12 protein-coding genes are annotated in these 15,061 nt (G+C 67.6%); 5 read left to right on the plus strand and 7 right to left on the minus strand.

What is annotated here, in order from left to right; all coding sequences use genetic code 11:
- Positions 1–26: 26 nt before the first annotated feature.
- The 3 genes from JX005_RS11915 to JX005_RS11925 are packed head-to-tail and all read left to right on the plus strand — an operon-like array spanning position 27 to position 1,395.
- On the plus strand, positions 27–767 hold the full coding sequence (locus JX005_RS11915) for a CDP-alcohol phosphatidyltransferase family protein (RefSeq protein WP_214467750.1): 741 nt from the start codon (positions 27–29) through the stop codon (positions 765–767).
- Positions 764–1,156, plus strand: coding sequence for a hypothetical protein (locus JX005_RS11920; RefSeq protein ID WP_214467751.1), 393 nt, complete (start codon positions 764–766; stop codon positions 1,154–1,156). Before JX005_RS11915 ends, JX005_RS11920 begins: the two co-directional genes overlap by 4 nt.
- A gap of 20 nt (positions 1,157–1,176) precedes the next feature.
- The gene (locus JX005_RS11925) at positions 1,177–1,395 is read left to right on the plus strand and encodes a hypothetical protein (protein ID WP_214467752.1); all 219 of its coding nucleotides are present in this window, start codon (positions 1,177–1,179) and stop codon (positions 1,393–1,395) included.
- A gap of 45 nt (positions 1,396–1,440) precedes the next feature.
- Here the strand turns inward: JX005_RS11925 and JX005_RS11930 are convergent, their stop codons facing one another.
- The 4 genes from JX005_RS11930 to JX005_RS11945 all read right to left on the minus strand — a co-directional run bounded on the left by JX005_RS11930 (position 1,441) and on the right by JX005_RS11945 (position 8,907).
- Positions 1,441–2,832 carry a hypothetical protein gene (locus tag JX005_RS11930; protein WP_214467753.1) on the minus strand — a complete coding sequence of 464 codons (1,392 nt, stop codon included), beginning with the start codon at positions 2,830–2,832 and terminating at the stop codon, positions 1,441–1,443.
- Positions 2,822–3,592, minus strand: coding sequence for a TIGR03943 family putative permease subunit (locus JX005_RS11935; protein WP_214467754.1), 771 nt, complete (start codon positions 3,590–3,592; stop codon positions 2,822–2,824). The genes JX005_RS11930 and JX005_RS11935 overlap by 11 nt, the downstream gene beginning before the upstream one ends.
- Complete coding sequence (locus JX005_RS11940; protein WP_214467755.1) at positions 3,585–4,544, minus strand: permease; 960 nt, start codon at positions 4,542–4,544, stop codon at positions 3,585–3,587. Before JX005_RS11940 ends, JX005_RS11935 begins: the two co-directional genes overlap by 8 nt.
- A gap of 193 nt (positions 4,545–4,737) precedes the next feature.
- A complete protein-coding gene (locus tag JX005_RS11945) occupies positions 4,738–8,907 on the minus strand; it encodes a beta-L-arabinofuranosidase domain-containing protein (protein WP_214467756.1) in 4,170 nt (1,389 codons plus the stop codon).
- Positions 8,908–9,249: 342 nt separating this feature from the next.
- On the opposite strand from JX005_RS11945, the gene JX005_RS11950 reads away from it, so the two are divergent.
- Both JX005_RS11950 and JX005_RS16405 read left to right on the plus strand, forming a co-directional pair.
- Entirely contained in the window at positions 9,250–9,837 is a 588-nt protein-coding gene (locus JX005_RS11950) for a GNAT family N-acetyltransferase (protein ID WP_214467757.1), read from the plus strand.
- Between the two features lie 188 nt (positions 9,838–10,025).
- Complete coding sequence (locus tag JX005_RS16405; RefSeq protein ID WP_214467758.1) at positions 10,026–11,729, plus strand: substrate-binding domain-containing protein; 1,704 nt, start codon at positions 10,026–10,028, stop codon at positions 11,727–11,729.
- A gap of 59 nt (positions 11,730–11,788) precedes the next feature.
- Here the strand turns inward: JX005_RS16405 and JX005_RS11960 are convergent, their stop codons facing one another.
- The 3 genes from JX005_RS11960 to JX005_RS11970 form a co-directional block, all read right to left on the minus strand.
- Positions 11,789–12,016 (minus strand): RNA-binding S4 domain-containing protein, encoded by a 228-nt coding sequence (locus tag JX005_RS11960; protein ID WP_214467759.1) that lies wholly within the window; start codon positions 12,014–12,016, stop codon positions 11,789–11,791.
- A gap of 36 nt (positions 12,017–12,052) precedes the next feature.
- Entirely contained in the window at positions 12,053–12,970 is a 918-nt protein-coding gene (locus JX005_RS11965; RefSeq protein WP_307858573.1) for a serine hydrolase, read from the minus strand.
- A gap of 66 nt (positions 12,971–13,036) precedes the next feature.
- Positions 13,037–15,001, minus strand: a complete 1,965-nt coding sequence (locus tag JX005_RS11970) for a M13 family metallopeptidase (protein ID WP_214467760.1) — start codon at positions 14,999–15,001, stop codon at positions 13,037–13,039.
- Positions 15,002–15,061 lie beyond the last annotated feature (60 nt).

A 15,061-nucleotide genomic window follows, 5' to 3' on the forward strand; every position in this document is an offset into this window, starting at 1 on the left:
TCCATGACGGAGGAACGGAGCTCCCCATGCCGAAAGTTCATCTCGCTCCGCTCTCGTCGATCGCGGCGGGGGTCGTCGGCATGATCGCGATCGCCGTCGTCTCCCCGCTCTCGGCAGCCGGATGGACTGCCGGGCTCCTCTACCTTGGCGTCTCGAACGCGCTGCTCGCCAGGGGGTTGCAACGACGCGAGATGTCGGCTTTCGGCTGGGGGAACTGGGCGACCGCCACTCGTTCGACCCTGATCGCCTTCGTCACCGCGCTGGTCGCCACCTCGTTCACGTCGCCGATCTCCGTGCCGCTGCTGGTCGTGGTGGCCGCGATCGCGCTCGTGCTCGACGGTGTGGACGGCTGGGTCGCGCGGCGCACGCACAGCGAGACCGAGCTCGGGGCCCGCTTCGACATGGAGGTGGATGCCTTCCTCCTGCTCGCCCTCAGCGTCTACGTCGCCCAGCTGCTGGGGTGGTGGGTGCTCGCGATCGGGCTGCTGCGCTACGTCTTCGTGGTCGCCGGATGGATGCTGCCCTGGATGCGGGCGACCCTGCCGCCGCGCTACTGGCGCAAGGTGGTGACCGCGTTCGCCGGGATCGCGCTGACGGTCGCGGCATCCGATCTCCTGCCCTTGTGGGCAGGTGTCTCTGTGACCGTCATCGCGCTCGCGCTGCTGCTGGAGTCGTTCGGGCGTGACGTGCTGTGGCTGATCGCCCGGCGACCTGCGAAGACCGCCCGTCTCGAGACGGGCCACCGAAGGAAAGGATCGAGCACATGAACGAAGGCAGCCGTCGAGGGCAGTGGGCCCTCCGCATACTGAGCGCCGTCCTCCTGCTCGCCACGGGGGGAATCCATCTGTACCTCGCCTTCAACGGCGTCGGCGGCATCCTCGGCGTGATGTTCGTGCTCAACGGGATGGCGGGGCTCGTGCTGGCGATCGCCCTGGTCGCGCTTCGCGGCCGGCTGCTGCAGCTTGCGACCGTGCTGAGCCTGCTCTTCATGATCGCGACGCTCGGCTCGCTGCTGCTGGCGTTGACGGTAGGGCTGTTCGGCATCACCCAGTCGTGGGACTACATGCTCGTGCCGGAGACGGTCATCGTCGAGTCGATCGGCGTCGTGGTGCTCGCGGCGACGACCATCGCCGTGTTCCGCAAGCCGCGGGAGTGACGGCCGGGCGGGGATGCGGCATGCTCGACACCGTGGCGGGCGGACCCTCTGGCTTCGAGTTCACCGTCCGTGGCGACTTTGTCGAGATCCGTCACCACGGCCGACCGGCGACGACCCTGCGGAACGCGGCGGCACTCCGGTTCCTCGACGACGTCGAGCGCGGTGACCCGCAGCACGTGATGGCCCGCGTGACCGGCAACTACAAACGCGGCAACGAGCGGGCGGCCCACCGGCGGTAGCGGAACGATGGTGTCCGCGTTGCCATCGACGGGTGGGCCGGGCCCCTAGGACGCCGGCCCGCGGCACCAGGAGATCGCGAAGCCCGGCAACTCCCGGGATGCGCCGCCCTCGAGCGGGATGATTCGCGTCACCATGTCGCCGGGCATCGCGAGAACAGCGTCGTCGACGGCGTTCGTCGTGATGTCCGGTGCGATCGTGACGGCCACGAACCGTCCGCTCGGGGCTGCGCAGACCTGGATCACGGCGTCCGAAACGGGGACATCTGCGAGGAGCCTCTCCGCCCCTGAATCGTCTGCCAAGACAAGGGCCTGACGGGAGAGGCTGCCTTCGTCGTCGATCGAGAGGTACGTCGACAGGATGCCGTGTCCGACGACCTTCTCGGCGGCGAAGGGCCGTCCGTACTCGGGGTGATCGGCGGCGGGCTCCGTTCGGTCGCCGGTGCGAAGATCCACCCGAGCGGGCCCCTCCTCGGTGCGCACATAGGCAACGGGCTCGTCGCGCGCGACCTCGTCGATCAGTGTCGCCTGACCCAGCCGAGTGGGCTCTCCGCCGGTCACGGGGTCGGCGACAAGGAGCTCCTTGCCGCGCGTGACGAGGAGGAGCGACCGTGTCCCCTGCACGAATCGAAAGTCATCGATACGAGGATCGGCGGCTCCGAGATCGAGGCGCGAGGGCGGGGCCTCCGGGGTTGCTGTGGAGGAGAGATACACAACGGAGTCCCGCGCGGGCAGACCTTCGATCGCGGGATCGGTCCACGTGTAGGCGATCCGATCGCCGGAATCCGATAATTGGAGCCGCGACAGCCGCCCGACTCCGGGCAGTTTCACCTCCACCGCCTCACGACCGTCGACGGGAACGATCATGAGATCGGAGTCGCCCTGGTCGTTGATGGTCGAGACCACAAGGCCTCGGGGTGACTGCCGGAAGTCCTCGATGCGGGGGTGTTCGAACACCGTGACTCGATCGTCGTCGTCGAAATCTGAACGATAGATGCGGTCGTCGTCGGAGTCGGAACGCTCGAGCACGTGCACCTCGACGGCGGGCGTGTCCACGACTGTCTCGAACCGCGAGGTCGAGACGCCGGACAGGCCGGACACTCGGTCGACGGTGATCGTATACCGGGCTCCATCGGCGAGCGGCTCGCTGAAGCGGACGCCGACGCTGCGGCCCGACGTGTCGACGGCGAACGGGACGCTCGGAACCACCGTCACCTGACCGGCGCTCACGGTCGCGAGGGGCTGATTGGCCGTGAAGATGACGCGCGAGCCGCTCGTGCCGGCCGCTGCGATCGGGTCGGCGAGCACCGCCGTGACCCGTGGCCCTTGGGCCACGCTCGCGCCCGCGCCCAGTACGGCGACGAGCACGAGCGCACTCACGGAAGCCAGGAAGACAGCGAGGAAGGAGCGCCCGCGGCGAGCGGACGCCTCAATACTCATAGGGATCCTCCGGCACATCGACCGGCGTGACGGCGGTGGGATGGATGACGAGGTGGTCACGCTCCGACGCAACGGTGCCCTCGACCTTCACCCACTGGCCCACCTCGTGGACGCCGGCCCACCCCGCCTCGACGATGGGGAGCGTGGCGGGTTGCGCATCGATCACGCAGTGGGTGATCACGAGCCTGGTCAGGAGGAAGGCGTCCGGATCGTCGGGGTTGGGCGCGATGAACCCGGTCAGGTCGACGGCGTCACCCACGAACTGCTCCGGCGCGGTGGCGGTCGCGAAGACGGTGGACCAGTCAGGAACGCCGAAGTGGGCGGTGTCCCCGGATTGCGCGAGCATCACGATCTCCTCCCCTCCGAAGAGCGTCGGCGCGGTCGACGTGCGCGCGATGGCGAGGTCGACGGAGAGCACCGTCGGGTGCACGACGAGAGCAGCGAGCGTCACGAGCGTGGCCAGCACACCGCCTGTCATCGTCACGACGCCGGGCGTGCGCCGACGCGGGTGCTCTCCGTCGGGGCCTTCGTGACTCGCGTCATGGTCATGGTCATGGTCGTGGTCGCGCTCGGCGCCGCGTCGGATGCCGAATGACGCGGCGACGACCAGGATCGCGATCACGGACATCGTGACGGCGAACCAGGCGTTGGCCGGGTTGATGTAGAGATCGAGCTGACCGGTGAGTGCCAGAACGAGTGTCAGTACGGCCAGGGCGCCGGCGATGCCGGCACCGAGCCACCGCTCCCACAGGTCACGCAAGGAGATTCACCGCCGTCCCGATCACGAACGCCGCGGGGATGACGACGGCGACGATCCCGATCAGCACACGTGTGCGGAAGGTCGTGCGCATGAGCGCCAGCATCTTCACATCGATGAGTGGACCGACGATGAGGAAGGCGACGATCGAACCCGGGGTGAAGGCGGAGGCGAATGAGAGCGCGAAGAAGGCGTCGACGTTGGAGCAGATCGCCACCACGAGCGCGAGCGAGGTCATCGCGAAGATCGACAAGACCGGGTCGCTTCCGATCGCCAGCAGCACGTCCCGCGGAATGAGCACCTGGACAGCGCCCGCGATCGCCGAGCCGATCACGAGGGCCGGCATGATGGCCCTCAACTCGACCACGGCCTGACGGACCGACCGATGCGCGCGCGTCTCGCTGGACTCGGCGGCGACGGCGTCGCAGGCGTCCCGGAAACTGGGGGTCAGGAGCGACGCGGGGTCGGGGTGACGGCTGTAGAGCCAGCCGATCAGATTCGCGATGAGGTATCCGCCGACGAGGCGTGCGACGAGAATCCCGTCGTCCCAGCCGAAGGCCTGATGGGTCGTGAGGATGACGATCGGGTTCACGATCGGCGCCGCGATCAGGAAGGTCAGCGTGTCGGGCACGCTGAGTCCGCGCATCATGAGACCGCGCGCGAACGGCACGTTTCCGCACTCGCACACAGGGATGAGCATCCCGAGGAGAGACAGCACGGCTCGCCGCGCCCACGCGCGCCGGGGAAGCATCCGTTCGATGACGGTGGGGGGCACCCAGACCTGTATCACCACGGAGAGCAGGATGCCGAGGATGACGAACGGCAACGACTCGATCAGGACGCTGACGGCGAGCGTGAGACCATCCTGCAGTCGAGCCGGCAGCGGGTCCCGGAAATACTGCTGCGGGAGAAGGACGATGCCGGTGAGCACGAACACACACGCGAGACCGGCCATGACGCGCCGCGCACGCAAGGACCGCGTCGGACGACGATTCTGGGCGGGAAGGGTGGGGGTCGTGCGGCCGGGGATCGGCGAGCGCGGCCTCCACTTCGTTTGACGTCGCTGTGCCACGGGGTCTTTCGGTCGTTCGGAGTGACGGAAGGGAGGGGCGGGGTGCCGGTGGAGTTCACCGGCACCCCGCCTGACGCTAGTTGGCCATGCAGCTCATCGCCGAATACTCAACGGTGTGGCTGCTGGTCACCTCCTCGCCGCCGATCGAACCCGAGAGCTCAACCGCCACGCTGCCCGCGGAGACAGACGGCAGGCGCGTCGTGAACGACTGCGCCGCAGTCTTACCGGGGGCGAGCTGCGCCCAGGTCTTGTCGCCGAATGCTGACCGCAGGGTGGCTCGGACAGCCACATCGTTGACGTTGGTCGCCTGCACCACCAGGATCGTCTTTCCGCCGATGCAGCGCTTCGAGACGGTCGCCTCGACGCTGAGCGCCGGAGCAGCCTGTTCACGCACCACCACGGTGTACGGCGTGGTGGTGACGTGATCCTGTGCGATCGAGTTGATCGTCAGGGTCTTCTCCACACCCGGTTCGAGCTCCACCGTGCGCGGCTGCGTGTCATCGACGAGGATGTCTCCGAATTTCACGAGACCGCTGGGCACACTCGGAGTCGCGCGGAACGACACGGAGTCGGTCCCGACCGGGACATTGACGACGTACGACGTCGTCGCCGGATCGAACGTCGGCGCCAGGGTGCCACCGTCGACGGAGAGCGCGGAGAGTGCCGAGGCGGTGCTGTACTCAGCAGGGCGCGACGTGTACACGCCGAACACACCGCCGACGAAGCTCCCGGTCGACTGATACCGCACCGTGATGACGGGGATCCGATCGCCGTTCGCGTCGAGCACGGGCTCACCGTTCGCGTCGACCTTGTACCGCACGTTCTCCGCGGTCAGGTACTTCGCGGGGATCTGGTCACGCACCTCGTAGAACACGCCGCTGCCGGCAGCGTTCGTGATCTGCTGCGTCTTGAACAGCTCGTCGTTGAGGTACACCTGGAAGCTCCGACCGTTGTCTCCGGAGAAGTAGGTGGTCTCCAGGAAGTTGGCCGTCTCCGACGGGGCTACAGCCATGTCGTAGCTGAACCAGGCGCCGGAGTTGCCGTGACGGTACTGCCGACCGTTGTGCACACCGACACTCGTGTTGCCCGACGTCTTCAGGTTCTTCGCCGCCTCACCGTTGTTGTTGTCGAAAGTGGTGAGAGTGTCGATGAAACGCTCGGAGGCGCGAAGACGCTGCTTCTCCTCGAGGATCGCCTGCTGCGATGCAGCAGAGTCGGGGACCTCGAAGTTCATGTAGATGCCGTACCGGTTCCCGTGCTGGGAGTAGTGCGGCGTGTACACGAGATCCTGACCGTCACGGGTGCCGTTCAGCCGGAACTGAACCTCGCCCGCGGAGTTGTCCTCGATGCGCTCCACATTCTGGGCGACGTCGTCATACCAGTCCTGCGTCGTCGGAGTCCCCACCGTGATCGACTGCTGGACGGCGTTCGAGGGCGCGAGCGCGATGCGCACGCTCACCCCGACGCTTCCCCAGCCGGTCATGTTCTCGGTTCCGAGATCGGTGCTGAGAACGGCCGGACCGTACTTGAACGCCACGAAGTCCGCGTTGTCAGGTGTGTCGTAAGCCACGACCTCCATGGGCGTTGTCAGCTGGATGCTGTCCCCGGCTGCGACCTCGTCGAGCACGATGTATCCGCCCGAGATGCGCGGGGTGACTGTCTCGCCGTTGACGACCAGGACCGGGTCACCGGCTACCCAGTCGGGAACGCGCAACCGCAGAGTCGCGCCTTCGGCAAGGGCTTCACCGTCGACCGCCGCCACCGAGATGGTGACGGTGTCGTCGTTCGGGAAGTTCGCCTCCTGCGTGATCCGCATATTGCTGTCCGAGTGGTCGTACGTCGAGCTGAAGTACAAGTTCACCCAGACGGTCTTGTCGCGGGAGAAGTACAGCGTGTCGGCGAGCTTGGAGAAGTTCTCCATGCCGGTGCCGATGCAGCACCAGAACAGCTGGGACTCGTTCGGCGTCGGCCCGTAGACCTTGTAATAGCCCGGCGCCATCGGGTTGAAGTACATGCTCATGCCCGTATCGGGATTCTGCGAGGACAAGATCGTGTTGATGAACGTGTTCTCGTAGTAATGCATGTACTGGACGTCCTGCGTCACCTTGAACAGCTCTCGAGCGAGCTTGAGCATGTTGTACTCATTGCACGTCTCGGCTGTCTGCGGGTTGCCGGTCGCCCCCTGCTGAGTGGCATAGCGCCACAAGGTGTCCGGTGCACGGAAGTGCTCGGACTGACTGTTCGCGCCCGTCACATACGTGTGATGGTCGACGACGATGTCGAAGAAGTTCTGCGCCGCCGTCAGGTACATCCCGAGATTCGTCTTCTCCGCTGCCGTCAGCATCTCGTAGTACTCGGGGTTCTGAGTGAACACCGTGTAGCGCTTCAAAGCCCCGATGAACTTCGGGATGGTCGTGTTCGCGTGCCGGCCTGCGAGGACATCGTTGCCGTTGGCGAGCGACTGGAACAGCGAAACCTCGTCGAAGCGCTCCGCGGCGAGCTTGAAGTGCGGATTGCCGCCGGAGACGTCGAAGAGCTCGTAGAGCGCCTCGTTCATCCCGCCGTATTCGGTGCCGAGAAGGGTCGCGGTGTTGGTCAGCGTCGAGACGCGACCGTGCATGTACTCACCGAAGCCCTCCGCCACATCGAGTGCTGCTGCGCCAACCGGTCCATCCACATACTCGTACGCGTCGAGAAGACCCGCGAGCACCTTGTGGAGGTTGTAGTAGGGGACGATGACCTGATCATCGGAGGTGCCGCGACCTTCGACCGCGTCGAGCGCCGAGTCCCGGAACGGCCCGACATAGCCCGCCCGCGTCGTGTCCTCGTAGCTGGCCTGGACGTCACGGAGCCCGTAGACGAGGCCCTCGAGGTCTGCGAGCAGCTCTGCTTTCGTTTCCGCGTCATCGGTGTTCGCGTAGTTCATCGCGAGAGCCGACATGTAGTGACCGAACGAGTGTCCGCGGAAGTTCCACGTCACTGAGCCGTTCTCCCACCCGGGGTAGCTCGTCGTGCTGATCGGGAACGCGCCCGGCTTGTAGGTGTTGGCCGTGACGCGGAACCAGTGCAGGTAGCGCTCGGGGTCCAGGCTCTGGAGGTACTCGATCTCCTTCTGCTGGGCGTTCACGAGGTAATCGTCGACGAGCTCGACGTCCTCGAGACCGGTGTCCTGGATCGGTGCGATGTCGGCGGGGACCACCACCTCGAAGGTGCGCTCCGTCGAAGGGCCACCGACGTAGGACACGCGCGCAGTGAGCGTGACTGTCACGTCATCGTCGCCCGCCTCGGGGCGGACCAGAGTGCCATTCTCGCTGATCACCTCAGGGGTGTCCGAGCTCCACTGCACGCGGGAACCGTTGGACGCCGTCGTCGGCAGGACGAGGCTGGATGTCGCGACCGACGGAACCGTCAGAGTCTGTGCAGCAGCGGCGGCAAGAGCGGCGCGGTCGACCTGGCCGCCGCCGTCCTCATACAGCGCGACGATGCCGGCAAGATCAGCCGTGCCGTCGTAGAGACGATAGTCGTCGAGCGCGCTGGTCAAGTAGCCGCCGTTGTAGTTGGGGCCGTTGTATCCGATCGACTTCGGCAGAGCGGGCGTGGCCTCCTTGATGATGCCCGTCGAGCTGGCGCTCGTCGCCGTCTGCACGCTCGTGGTGACCTTCGCGCCGTTGCGGTAGAGACCGAACTCCTTGCTGGCGCTGTTGTAGGTCGCGGCGATGTGAGTCCACTGGCCGACGGGGAAGAACGCAGCACGGTCGGTCGTGGCGGCGCGCACCTCGTGCGGCAAGCCCGTGCCTGCGCCGAAGGAGAACAGCAGCGGGTTCGTCGCACTCACCGACGAGACGTACCACCCATCGCTGTTGTACGCACGCTTGTTCCACGAGATGAGCTGCTCACCCGTCATGGACTGGGTCGGGTTGAACCAGAACGAAACGGTCAGGTTTGCGGGCACGAGTTCACTGGCCGTGCCGAGGTCGAGGAACGTGTTCCCGTTGAGCTTGAGGCCCTTGGTGCCGGGCTTAGCCCCGTCGATGTACGTGTGGTTGAGTGTGGTGCTGCCGTTGTGGCCCTTGAGCGCGGTCGGGTGGGCGAGCGGGCTGCTGTCGGCTACCGAGTCCTCGAACAGCAGTTCGAGCACAGGGTCTCCCAGCCCGAAGTCATCGACGGCGTGCGCTGGGCTGACCGCTCCCAGCATCAGTGCGCCGGCTGTCGCGGCGGAGAGCGCTGAGACAAGCGATCTACGCACGCCGACCCGGCGATTCTTGCGCGGTTTGGTGAACAATCCAACCTCCGTGTTGGTGGTTCGAACGGTTGATCGACCGAATGAACGATTCCGGTTTGGTTTATCGACCAACCTTGGCGAGGAAGCTTCGTCGCTCCACGCCGATTGGCCAGCTCGCACCTTGTGAGCGCTAACGACTGGCAGAAAGTTACCGCTAACTACGCACGCTCGTCAATGATCCGACGCTGTTGGTCGCCGGCAGGCGCCCCCGAGCTCCGCCGCCGACAGCGAAGAGCGCCCGTGCCCGTGGCCTTGTCCTGTGCCGGAGCGGGCCGCACACTGGAGTCCCCGAGCGAGGAGCCTGCCGTGACGAGTCCGCACGTGATCAAACCGCTCAGCCCCGACACCTTCCCGGCGTGGCTGGCTCTGGCGGAGAAGCACAACGGGGTGTGGGGCGGGTGCTACTGCTCGTACTTCCATGGCGACACCGAGCACACCGTGAAGCGCGAGCACGACGGACCGACGTTCAAACGGCGACTCGTGGCGGAGGGCGTCGCGCACGCGGCGCTGGTCTTCGACGGCGACGACGCGATCGCGTGGTGCCAGTACGGCAGCCCCGAGGAGCTCCCGGGCATCTATCACCGCAAACAGTACGACGCAGGCGAGACGAATCCGGCACCGTGGCGCATCACGTGCTTCTTCGTCGACCGGGATCACCGACGGTCGGGAGTGGCGCGCGAGGCCCTCGACGGCGCGCTCGAGCTGATCTCACGGGCCGGCGGGGGCGAAGTCGTCTCCTTCCCCAACGAGCTCCTGCCCGGCAAGAGGACGTCGTCCTCGTTCCTGCACAACGGCACGAGGGCGATGTTCGAGAAGGCGGGGTTCACCTTCGAGCGGCACATCGGGAAGAGCAAGACGGTGATGCGGATCACCGTCCCGCCCGCCACCCCCTGACGACCGGGGGCTCCAGCAGCGAAGGTGCCGCGCGGTCCCGCGTGAGGGCTTCCCTTTGACCTCGGAGCGCCGTCACCTAGACTCCCCCTGAAGTATCCCCCCTCCCGAACCACGGTGCCGTACACCGCAGATACGACGCCGTATCCCCCCACAAGCGGGCTCCCCACCCGCCGTTCATCGGAGTGCAAGTGGTCCGAGTTCAGTCGTACACGCCCGCCGACGGCAACACCCCGACACGTGCGGCCGTCCGTGCCGCGCAGCAGCGGAAGCGCTCGCTGATCCTGCTGGGCGTCATCCTCCTGCTGGTCGTCGCGCTCGTCGTCGTGCTCGGCGTGATCTTCGTCCGCGGGTCCGCCGGAGCGCCCCCGGAGGAGCAGTCCGCGGCGGGCGAGTGCCTTCCGACCAGCCTGCGCATCACCGCGGATCCAGCCGTCGCGGGCGCGCTCGAGGCCATCGTCGAAGACCTCGCCGGCTCTCGCACCGACTGCCCCGCCGTGACGATCCAGGCCGAGGACAGCGCGCTCACCGCCGCAGCGCTGACGACGGGCGCGGCACCGGAGTTCGACGTCTGGGTGCCCGACTCGACGATGTGGCCCGAACGCGCGGCCGGGCAGGCCGAGCTCGCGGGAGTGGATGCCGCGGACCTCGTGGTCAGCGGCACCGTGGCGAGCACGCCGGTCGTCTTCGCAGCGACGGAGCCCACGGCCGCCGCGCTCGAGAGCGAGGGCGCCGGGTTCGCGAGCCTCGCGGGACAGTCGGTCGCCGCCGTCCTGCCGGATCCCTCGACCGTCGCGTCGAGCTCCGCCGCGCTGCTCGCACTGCAGACCGCGGTCGGCGGCGACGCGCGGGTGTTCACCGCTCTGTCCCTCGGCCTGGAGCCGGGCGTCGTCTCCACCGCCGCGGAAGCGCTCGACGCGGCATCCGCTGCACCATCGCCGACCATCGCCGTGACCACCGAGCAGGCGGTGCTGACCTACGGAGAGGGTGCGGAGACCCCGCTGGTGCCGGTCTACCCGACCGACGTGAAGCCCGCAGTGAGCGTGCCCGTTGTCACATTGGCGGATGCCTCGGACGAGACGCTCGAGGCCGCCGAGGCTCTCACCACCGCGGTGGCAGCCGCGACCGACCGACTCGCCGAGCACGGTCTGCGTGACGCGGCGGGCAACGCTCTCGACGCGACCGCAGCCGACGCCGAGGATGCGCGCGTCAGCACCGACCCGGCCGACGGCGTCAATCACGCGGGGGCGCTCCGCACGTGGCAGAAGCTCACTGCGCCCTCGCGGATGATCGCCCTCAACGATGTCTCGGGATCCATGAACCAGCCCGCGACCGCCGACATGCGGCGGATCGACCTGTTCGAGCAGGCTGCGGTGCGCGCCATCAACTCGCTCTCTGCCGACTCGTCGATCGCCAACTGGGTGTTCTCCAGCCGGCGGATCGGCGCGCAGGACTGGCAGGAGATCGTCCCCTTCGGCGAGCTCGGCGATCCCGCGCACAAGCAGCGGATGATCGACTCGGCCAACAGCCTCGACAGCCTGGTCGGCGGCGGCACCGGACTCTACGACAGCGTGCTCGCCGCGGTGAGCTACCTGCGCGAGACGTACGTCCCGGGCCAGGTGAACCTGGTGCTGCTGAACACGGACGGGTTCAACGAAGACGACGACGGGCTCGATCTGCCCGGCCTGCTCGCTGAGCTCGCGAAGCTGCACGATCCGGCGAAGCCGGTCGCTGTCATCGCCATCGGCTACGGGCCCGACACCGACCAGGCCGCCCTCGAGCAGATCGCCGCGGCCACCGACGGCGCCGCGTATCAGGCTCTGAAGCCGACCGACATCGGCACGGTGCTGATCGACGCGGTCACCCAGCGCGGCTGCCGCCCGAACTGCGGATAGGTCAGCTCAACGACAGACGGGGATTCGCGCGGTGCCTGACCGCGCCTACAGCAGCACGGTCACGGGCAGACGCGGACCCGGTGTCCCTCGAAGCCGACGACGTCGCCCAGCTCGAGCTGCCGGCCGCGGCGGCGGTCGACCTCGCCGTTCACGGTCACGAAGCCGTCGATGATGGCCTCCTTCACGTCTCCGCCGGAGTCGAGGAGGCCCGCGAACTTGAGGAACTGCCCGAGGCGAATGGCGTCGCCTCCGATCGAGACGTCGTCGATCGGACCGGGTTTCGTCATGCCCGAAATGCTAGCCGAGGCCGCGCCGCCCGCTGCTCAGAACACGTACTCCATGAGCTCGACGCCCAGCGTGCGGAACGCCTCGTGCGCACGCATGCGGTGGTAGATCGACAGGTCGTCGAAGCAGACGATGAGTGCGTACGAGACGCCGGCGCGCGGGCCCGCCAGAACTCCCGCTTCGACGCGGATGCCGGCATCCCGCCCCGTCTTGTTGATGAAGAGCAGCCCGTGCTCGTCGTTCTCGTGCGAGAACGGGTCGAGACCGGTCGCCGACGCGACGAGCGAGAGGTCGTGGTTCAGGCTCAGCCACTCCGCGACCTGGGCGCTCACGCTCGCCGAGACGACCTGCGAGTTGACCAGCGCCGCGAACACCTCCGCGAGCTCGCGCGCCGACCCGAGCGCGAAGTGCGGGGCGTCGTCGGGGCCGCGCTCGTCGCGGAAGCGGTCGAGCAGAGCGGAGCGCGCCAGCCCCATGCGCTCGATGCGTCCGCGAACGGCCGAGATGCCGACCCGCGCCAGCAGCGCGTTCGCCGCGAGCGCGTCGCCCGTCGCCGCCGTGAGCACGGCGAGATCGGACAACGGCAGCGCCGGCGCCTTCAGGTGCTGCCAGACGCCGCCGACCGTGACCGGGTCGACCTGCGAACGGTCGATGATCTCGAGCGGATCGAGCGTGCCCGCCTCGAACCCGGCGGCCACCTCGATCAGCAGCGGCACCACGCCGAGGCCCGCTACCGGCAGGGTGACGAAGTCGTCGCCCGCGAGCACCGACCCACCCCTGTCGAGGTCGGTGATGCGAACTGAGATCTTGGCGCCGGATGCGGCGAGGTCGTCGAGCGCCTTCAGCGTCGACGTGAATGATCGGCGTCCGACCGCCGCCCTCCTCGGCGGTCTTCTGCTGGTGCTCCGTCGCGACCCCCGCAGCGACTCGGCATCCCTTCTGGGCTCAGTGCCCACGGGTGGGTTTCCTTCCAGTGGATTCGGGTGGGGAGTGCGCGTCCCCAGGACACGCACGGGTACATCTCACCAGATCGTGACGCGCTGCTCCTTGTCGAGCCAGAGGGCGTCGGACTCCGTGACACCGAACGCGTCGTAGAACGCGTCGATGTTGCGGACGATCTGGTTGCAGCGGAACTCGTTGGGCGAGTGCGGGTCGACCGTCAGCAGGCGGATGGTCTCGGCATCCCGGCCCTTCTGCTGCCAGATCTGACCCCAGCTCAGCAGCAGGCGCTGCACGCCTGTGAACCCGTCGATCACGGGATCGCCCGCCTTCTCGGTGTGCAGGCGGTACGCCCTGAGGGCGATGCCGAGTCCGCCCAGATCGCCGATGTTCTCGCCGACCGTCAGCGAGCCGTTGACGTGATGGTCACCGTCGAGGCCCTGGGGCGTGAGCGCGTCGTACTGCGCGATCAGGTTCTTCGTGCGCTCTTCGAATGCCGCACGGTCGTCGTCGGTCCACCAGTCGCGCAGCGACCCGTCGCCGTCGAAGCGGCTGCCCTGGTCGTCGAAGCCGTGTCCGATCTCGTGGCCGATGACCGCGCCGATGCCGCCGTAGTTGGCGGCGGCGTCGCGATCGGCCTCGAAGAACGGGTACTGCAGGATCGCCGCCGGGAAGACGATCTCGTTCATGAGCGGGTTGTAATACGCGTTGACGGTCTGCGGCGTCATGTACCACTCGTCGCGGTCGATCGGCTGGCCGACCTTCGAGAGCTGGCGGTCGTGCTCCCACACGTGCGCCCGGCGGACGTTGCCGAGCAGGTCGGTCGCGTCGATCTCGAGGGACGAGTAGTCCTTCCACTTGACCGGGTAGCCGATCTTGGGCGTGAAGGCGTCGAGCTTGGCGAGCGCACGCTGGCGGGTCTCGGGCGTCATCCACTCGAGCCCGGTGATCGACTCCCGGTAGGCCTCGATGAGGTTGGCGACCAGTTCGTCCATCGCGGTCTTCGACGCCGGCGGGAAGTGCCGCTCGACGTAGACGTGCCCGATCGCCTCGCCCAGCGCAGCCTCGGCGAGCGCGACGCCGCGCTTCCACCGCTCACGGTTGACCGGCACGCCGGTGAGCTGGGTGCCGTAGAACGCGAAGTTCTCGTCGACGAACTCGTCCGAGAGGAACGCCGCCGAGCCGTGCACGATCGACCAGCGCAGCCACGCCTTCCAGTCCTCGAGCCGCTCTTCGGTCAGGACCGAGCCGAGACCCTCGACGAAGCTGGGCTGGTACACGTTCACCTCGGCGAACGCGGCGACGTGGGCCGGGGCGACGCCCTCGATCCATGGCGCGAGGTCGACGCCGGCGAGCGCCTGCACGTCCGCCCACGACATCAGGTTGTACGTCGCCACCGCGTCGCGGCTGCGCACGTTGTCCCAGTGGTGGGTCGCGAGCTCGGTCTCGAGCGCGACGATGCGATCAGCGGATGCCGACGCCTCGGCCACGCCCGCCAGCTCGAGCAGCTTCTGCACGTGGGCACGGAACGAGATGCGCGTCGCCTCGAAGTTCTCGAGCCGGTAGTAGCTCTCGTCGGGGAGCGACAGGCCGCCCTGGATGAAGAAGGGCACGTAGCGCTGCGGGTTGCCGGGATCGGGCTCGATGTACAGGTGCACCACGCCCGCGACCCCGTCGCGCTCGAGTTCGCCGACGGTGCGCAGGAAGGATGCGATCGAATCGACGGCGTCGACCCGCGCGAGCTGGCCGGCGAGCGGTGCGGCACCGAGGGCGGCGATGCGCTCGGTGTCCATGAAGCTCGTGTAGAGGTCGCCGATCTTGCGAGCCTCTGTGCCTGGCTCTGCGTCCTGCGATTCCTCGACGATCGCGTGCACGTCCTTCTCGGCCTGTTCGGCGATGAGATGGAACGACCCCCAGCGGGCCTTGTCGTCGGGGATCTCGGTGCGTTCCAGCCATGAGCCGTTGACGTGACGGAAGAGGTCGTCCTGCGGGCGGATCTCAGCGCTGAGCTCGTCGAGCGCGAGACCGGATCGGGGGGCGTCGGTCATGCGTTCCACAATATGCGCCCCGGCCACCGGGGCGAGTTGTTCACAGAACCAATCCGGGCT

Source organism: Microbacterium flavescens (assembly GCF_018588945.1).
Lineage (GTDB): Bacteria > Actinomycetota > Actinomycetes > Actinomycetales > Microbacteriaceae > Microbacterium > Microbacterium flavescens.

What these genes read in the sequence shown, in the direction of transcription:
- JX005_RS11960 (WP_214467759.1), bottom strand. Translation starts at nt 12,016, where the DNA reads ATGACGAAACCCGGTCCGATCGACGACGTCTCGATCGGAGGCGACGCC.
- JX005_RS11970 (WP_214467760.1), bottom strand. Translation starts at nt 15,001, where the DNA reads ATGACCGACGCCCCCCGATCCGGTCTCGCGCTCGACGAGCTCAGCGCT.
- JX005_RS11930 (WP_214467753.1), bottom strand. Translation starts at nt 2,832, where the DNA reads ATGAGTATTGAGGCGTCCGCTCGCCGCGGGCGCTCCTTCCTCGCTGTC.
- JX005_RS11915 (WP_214467750.1), top strand. Translation starts at nt 27, where the DNA reads ATGCCGAAAGTTCATCTCGCTCCGCTCTCGTCGATCGCGGCGGGGGTC.
- JX005_RS11940 (WP_214467755.1), bottom strand. Translation starts at nt 4,544, where the DNA reads ATGGCCGGTCTCGCGTGTGTGTTCGTGCTCACCGGCATCGTCCTTCTC.
- JX005_RS11920 (WP_214467751.1), top strand. Translation starts at nt 764, where the DNA reads ATGAACGAAGGCAGCCGTCGAGGGCAGTGGGCCCTCCGCATACTGAGC.
- JX005_RS11925 (WP_214467752.1), top strand. Translation starts at nt 1,177, where the DNA reads ATGCTCGACACCGTGGCGGGCGGACCCTCTGGCTTCGAGTTCACCGTC.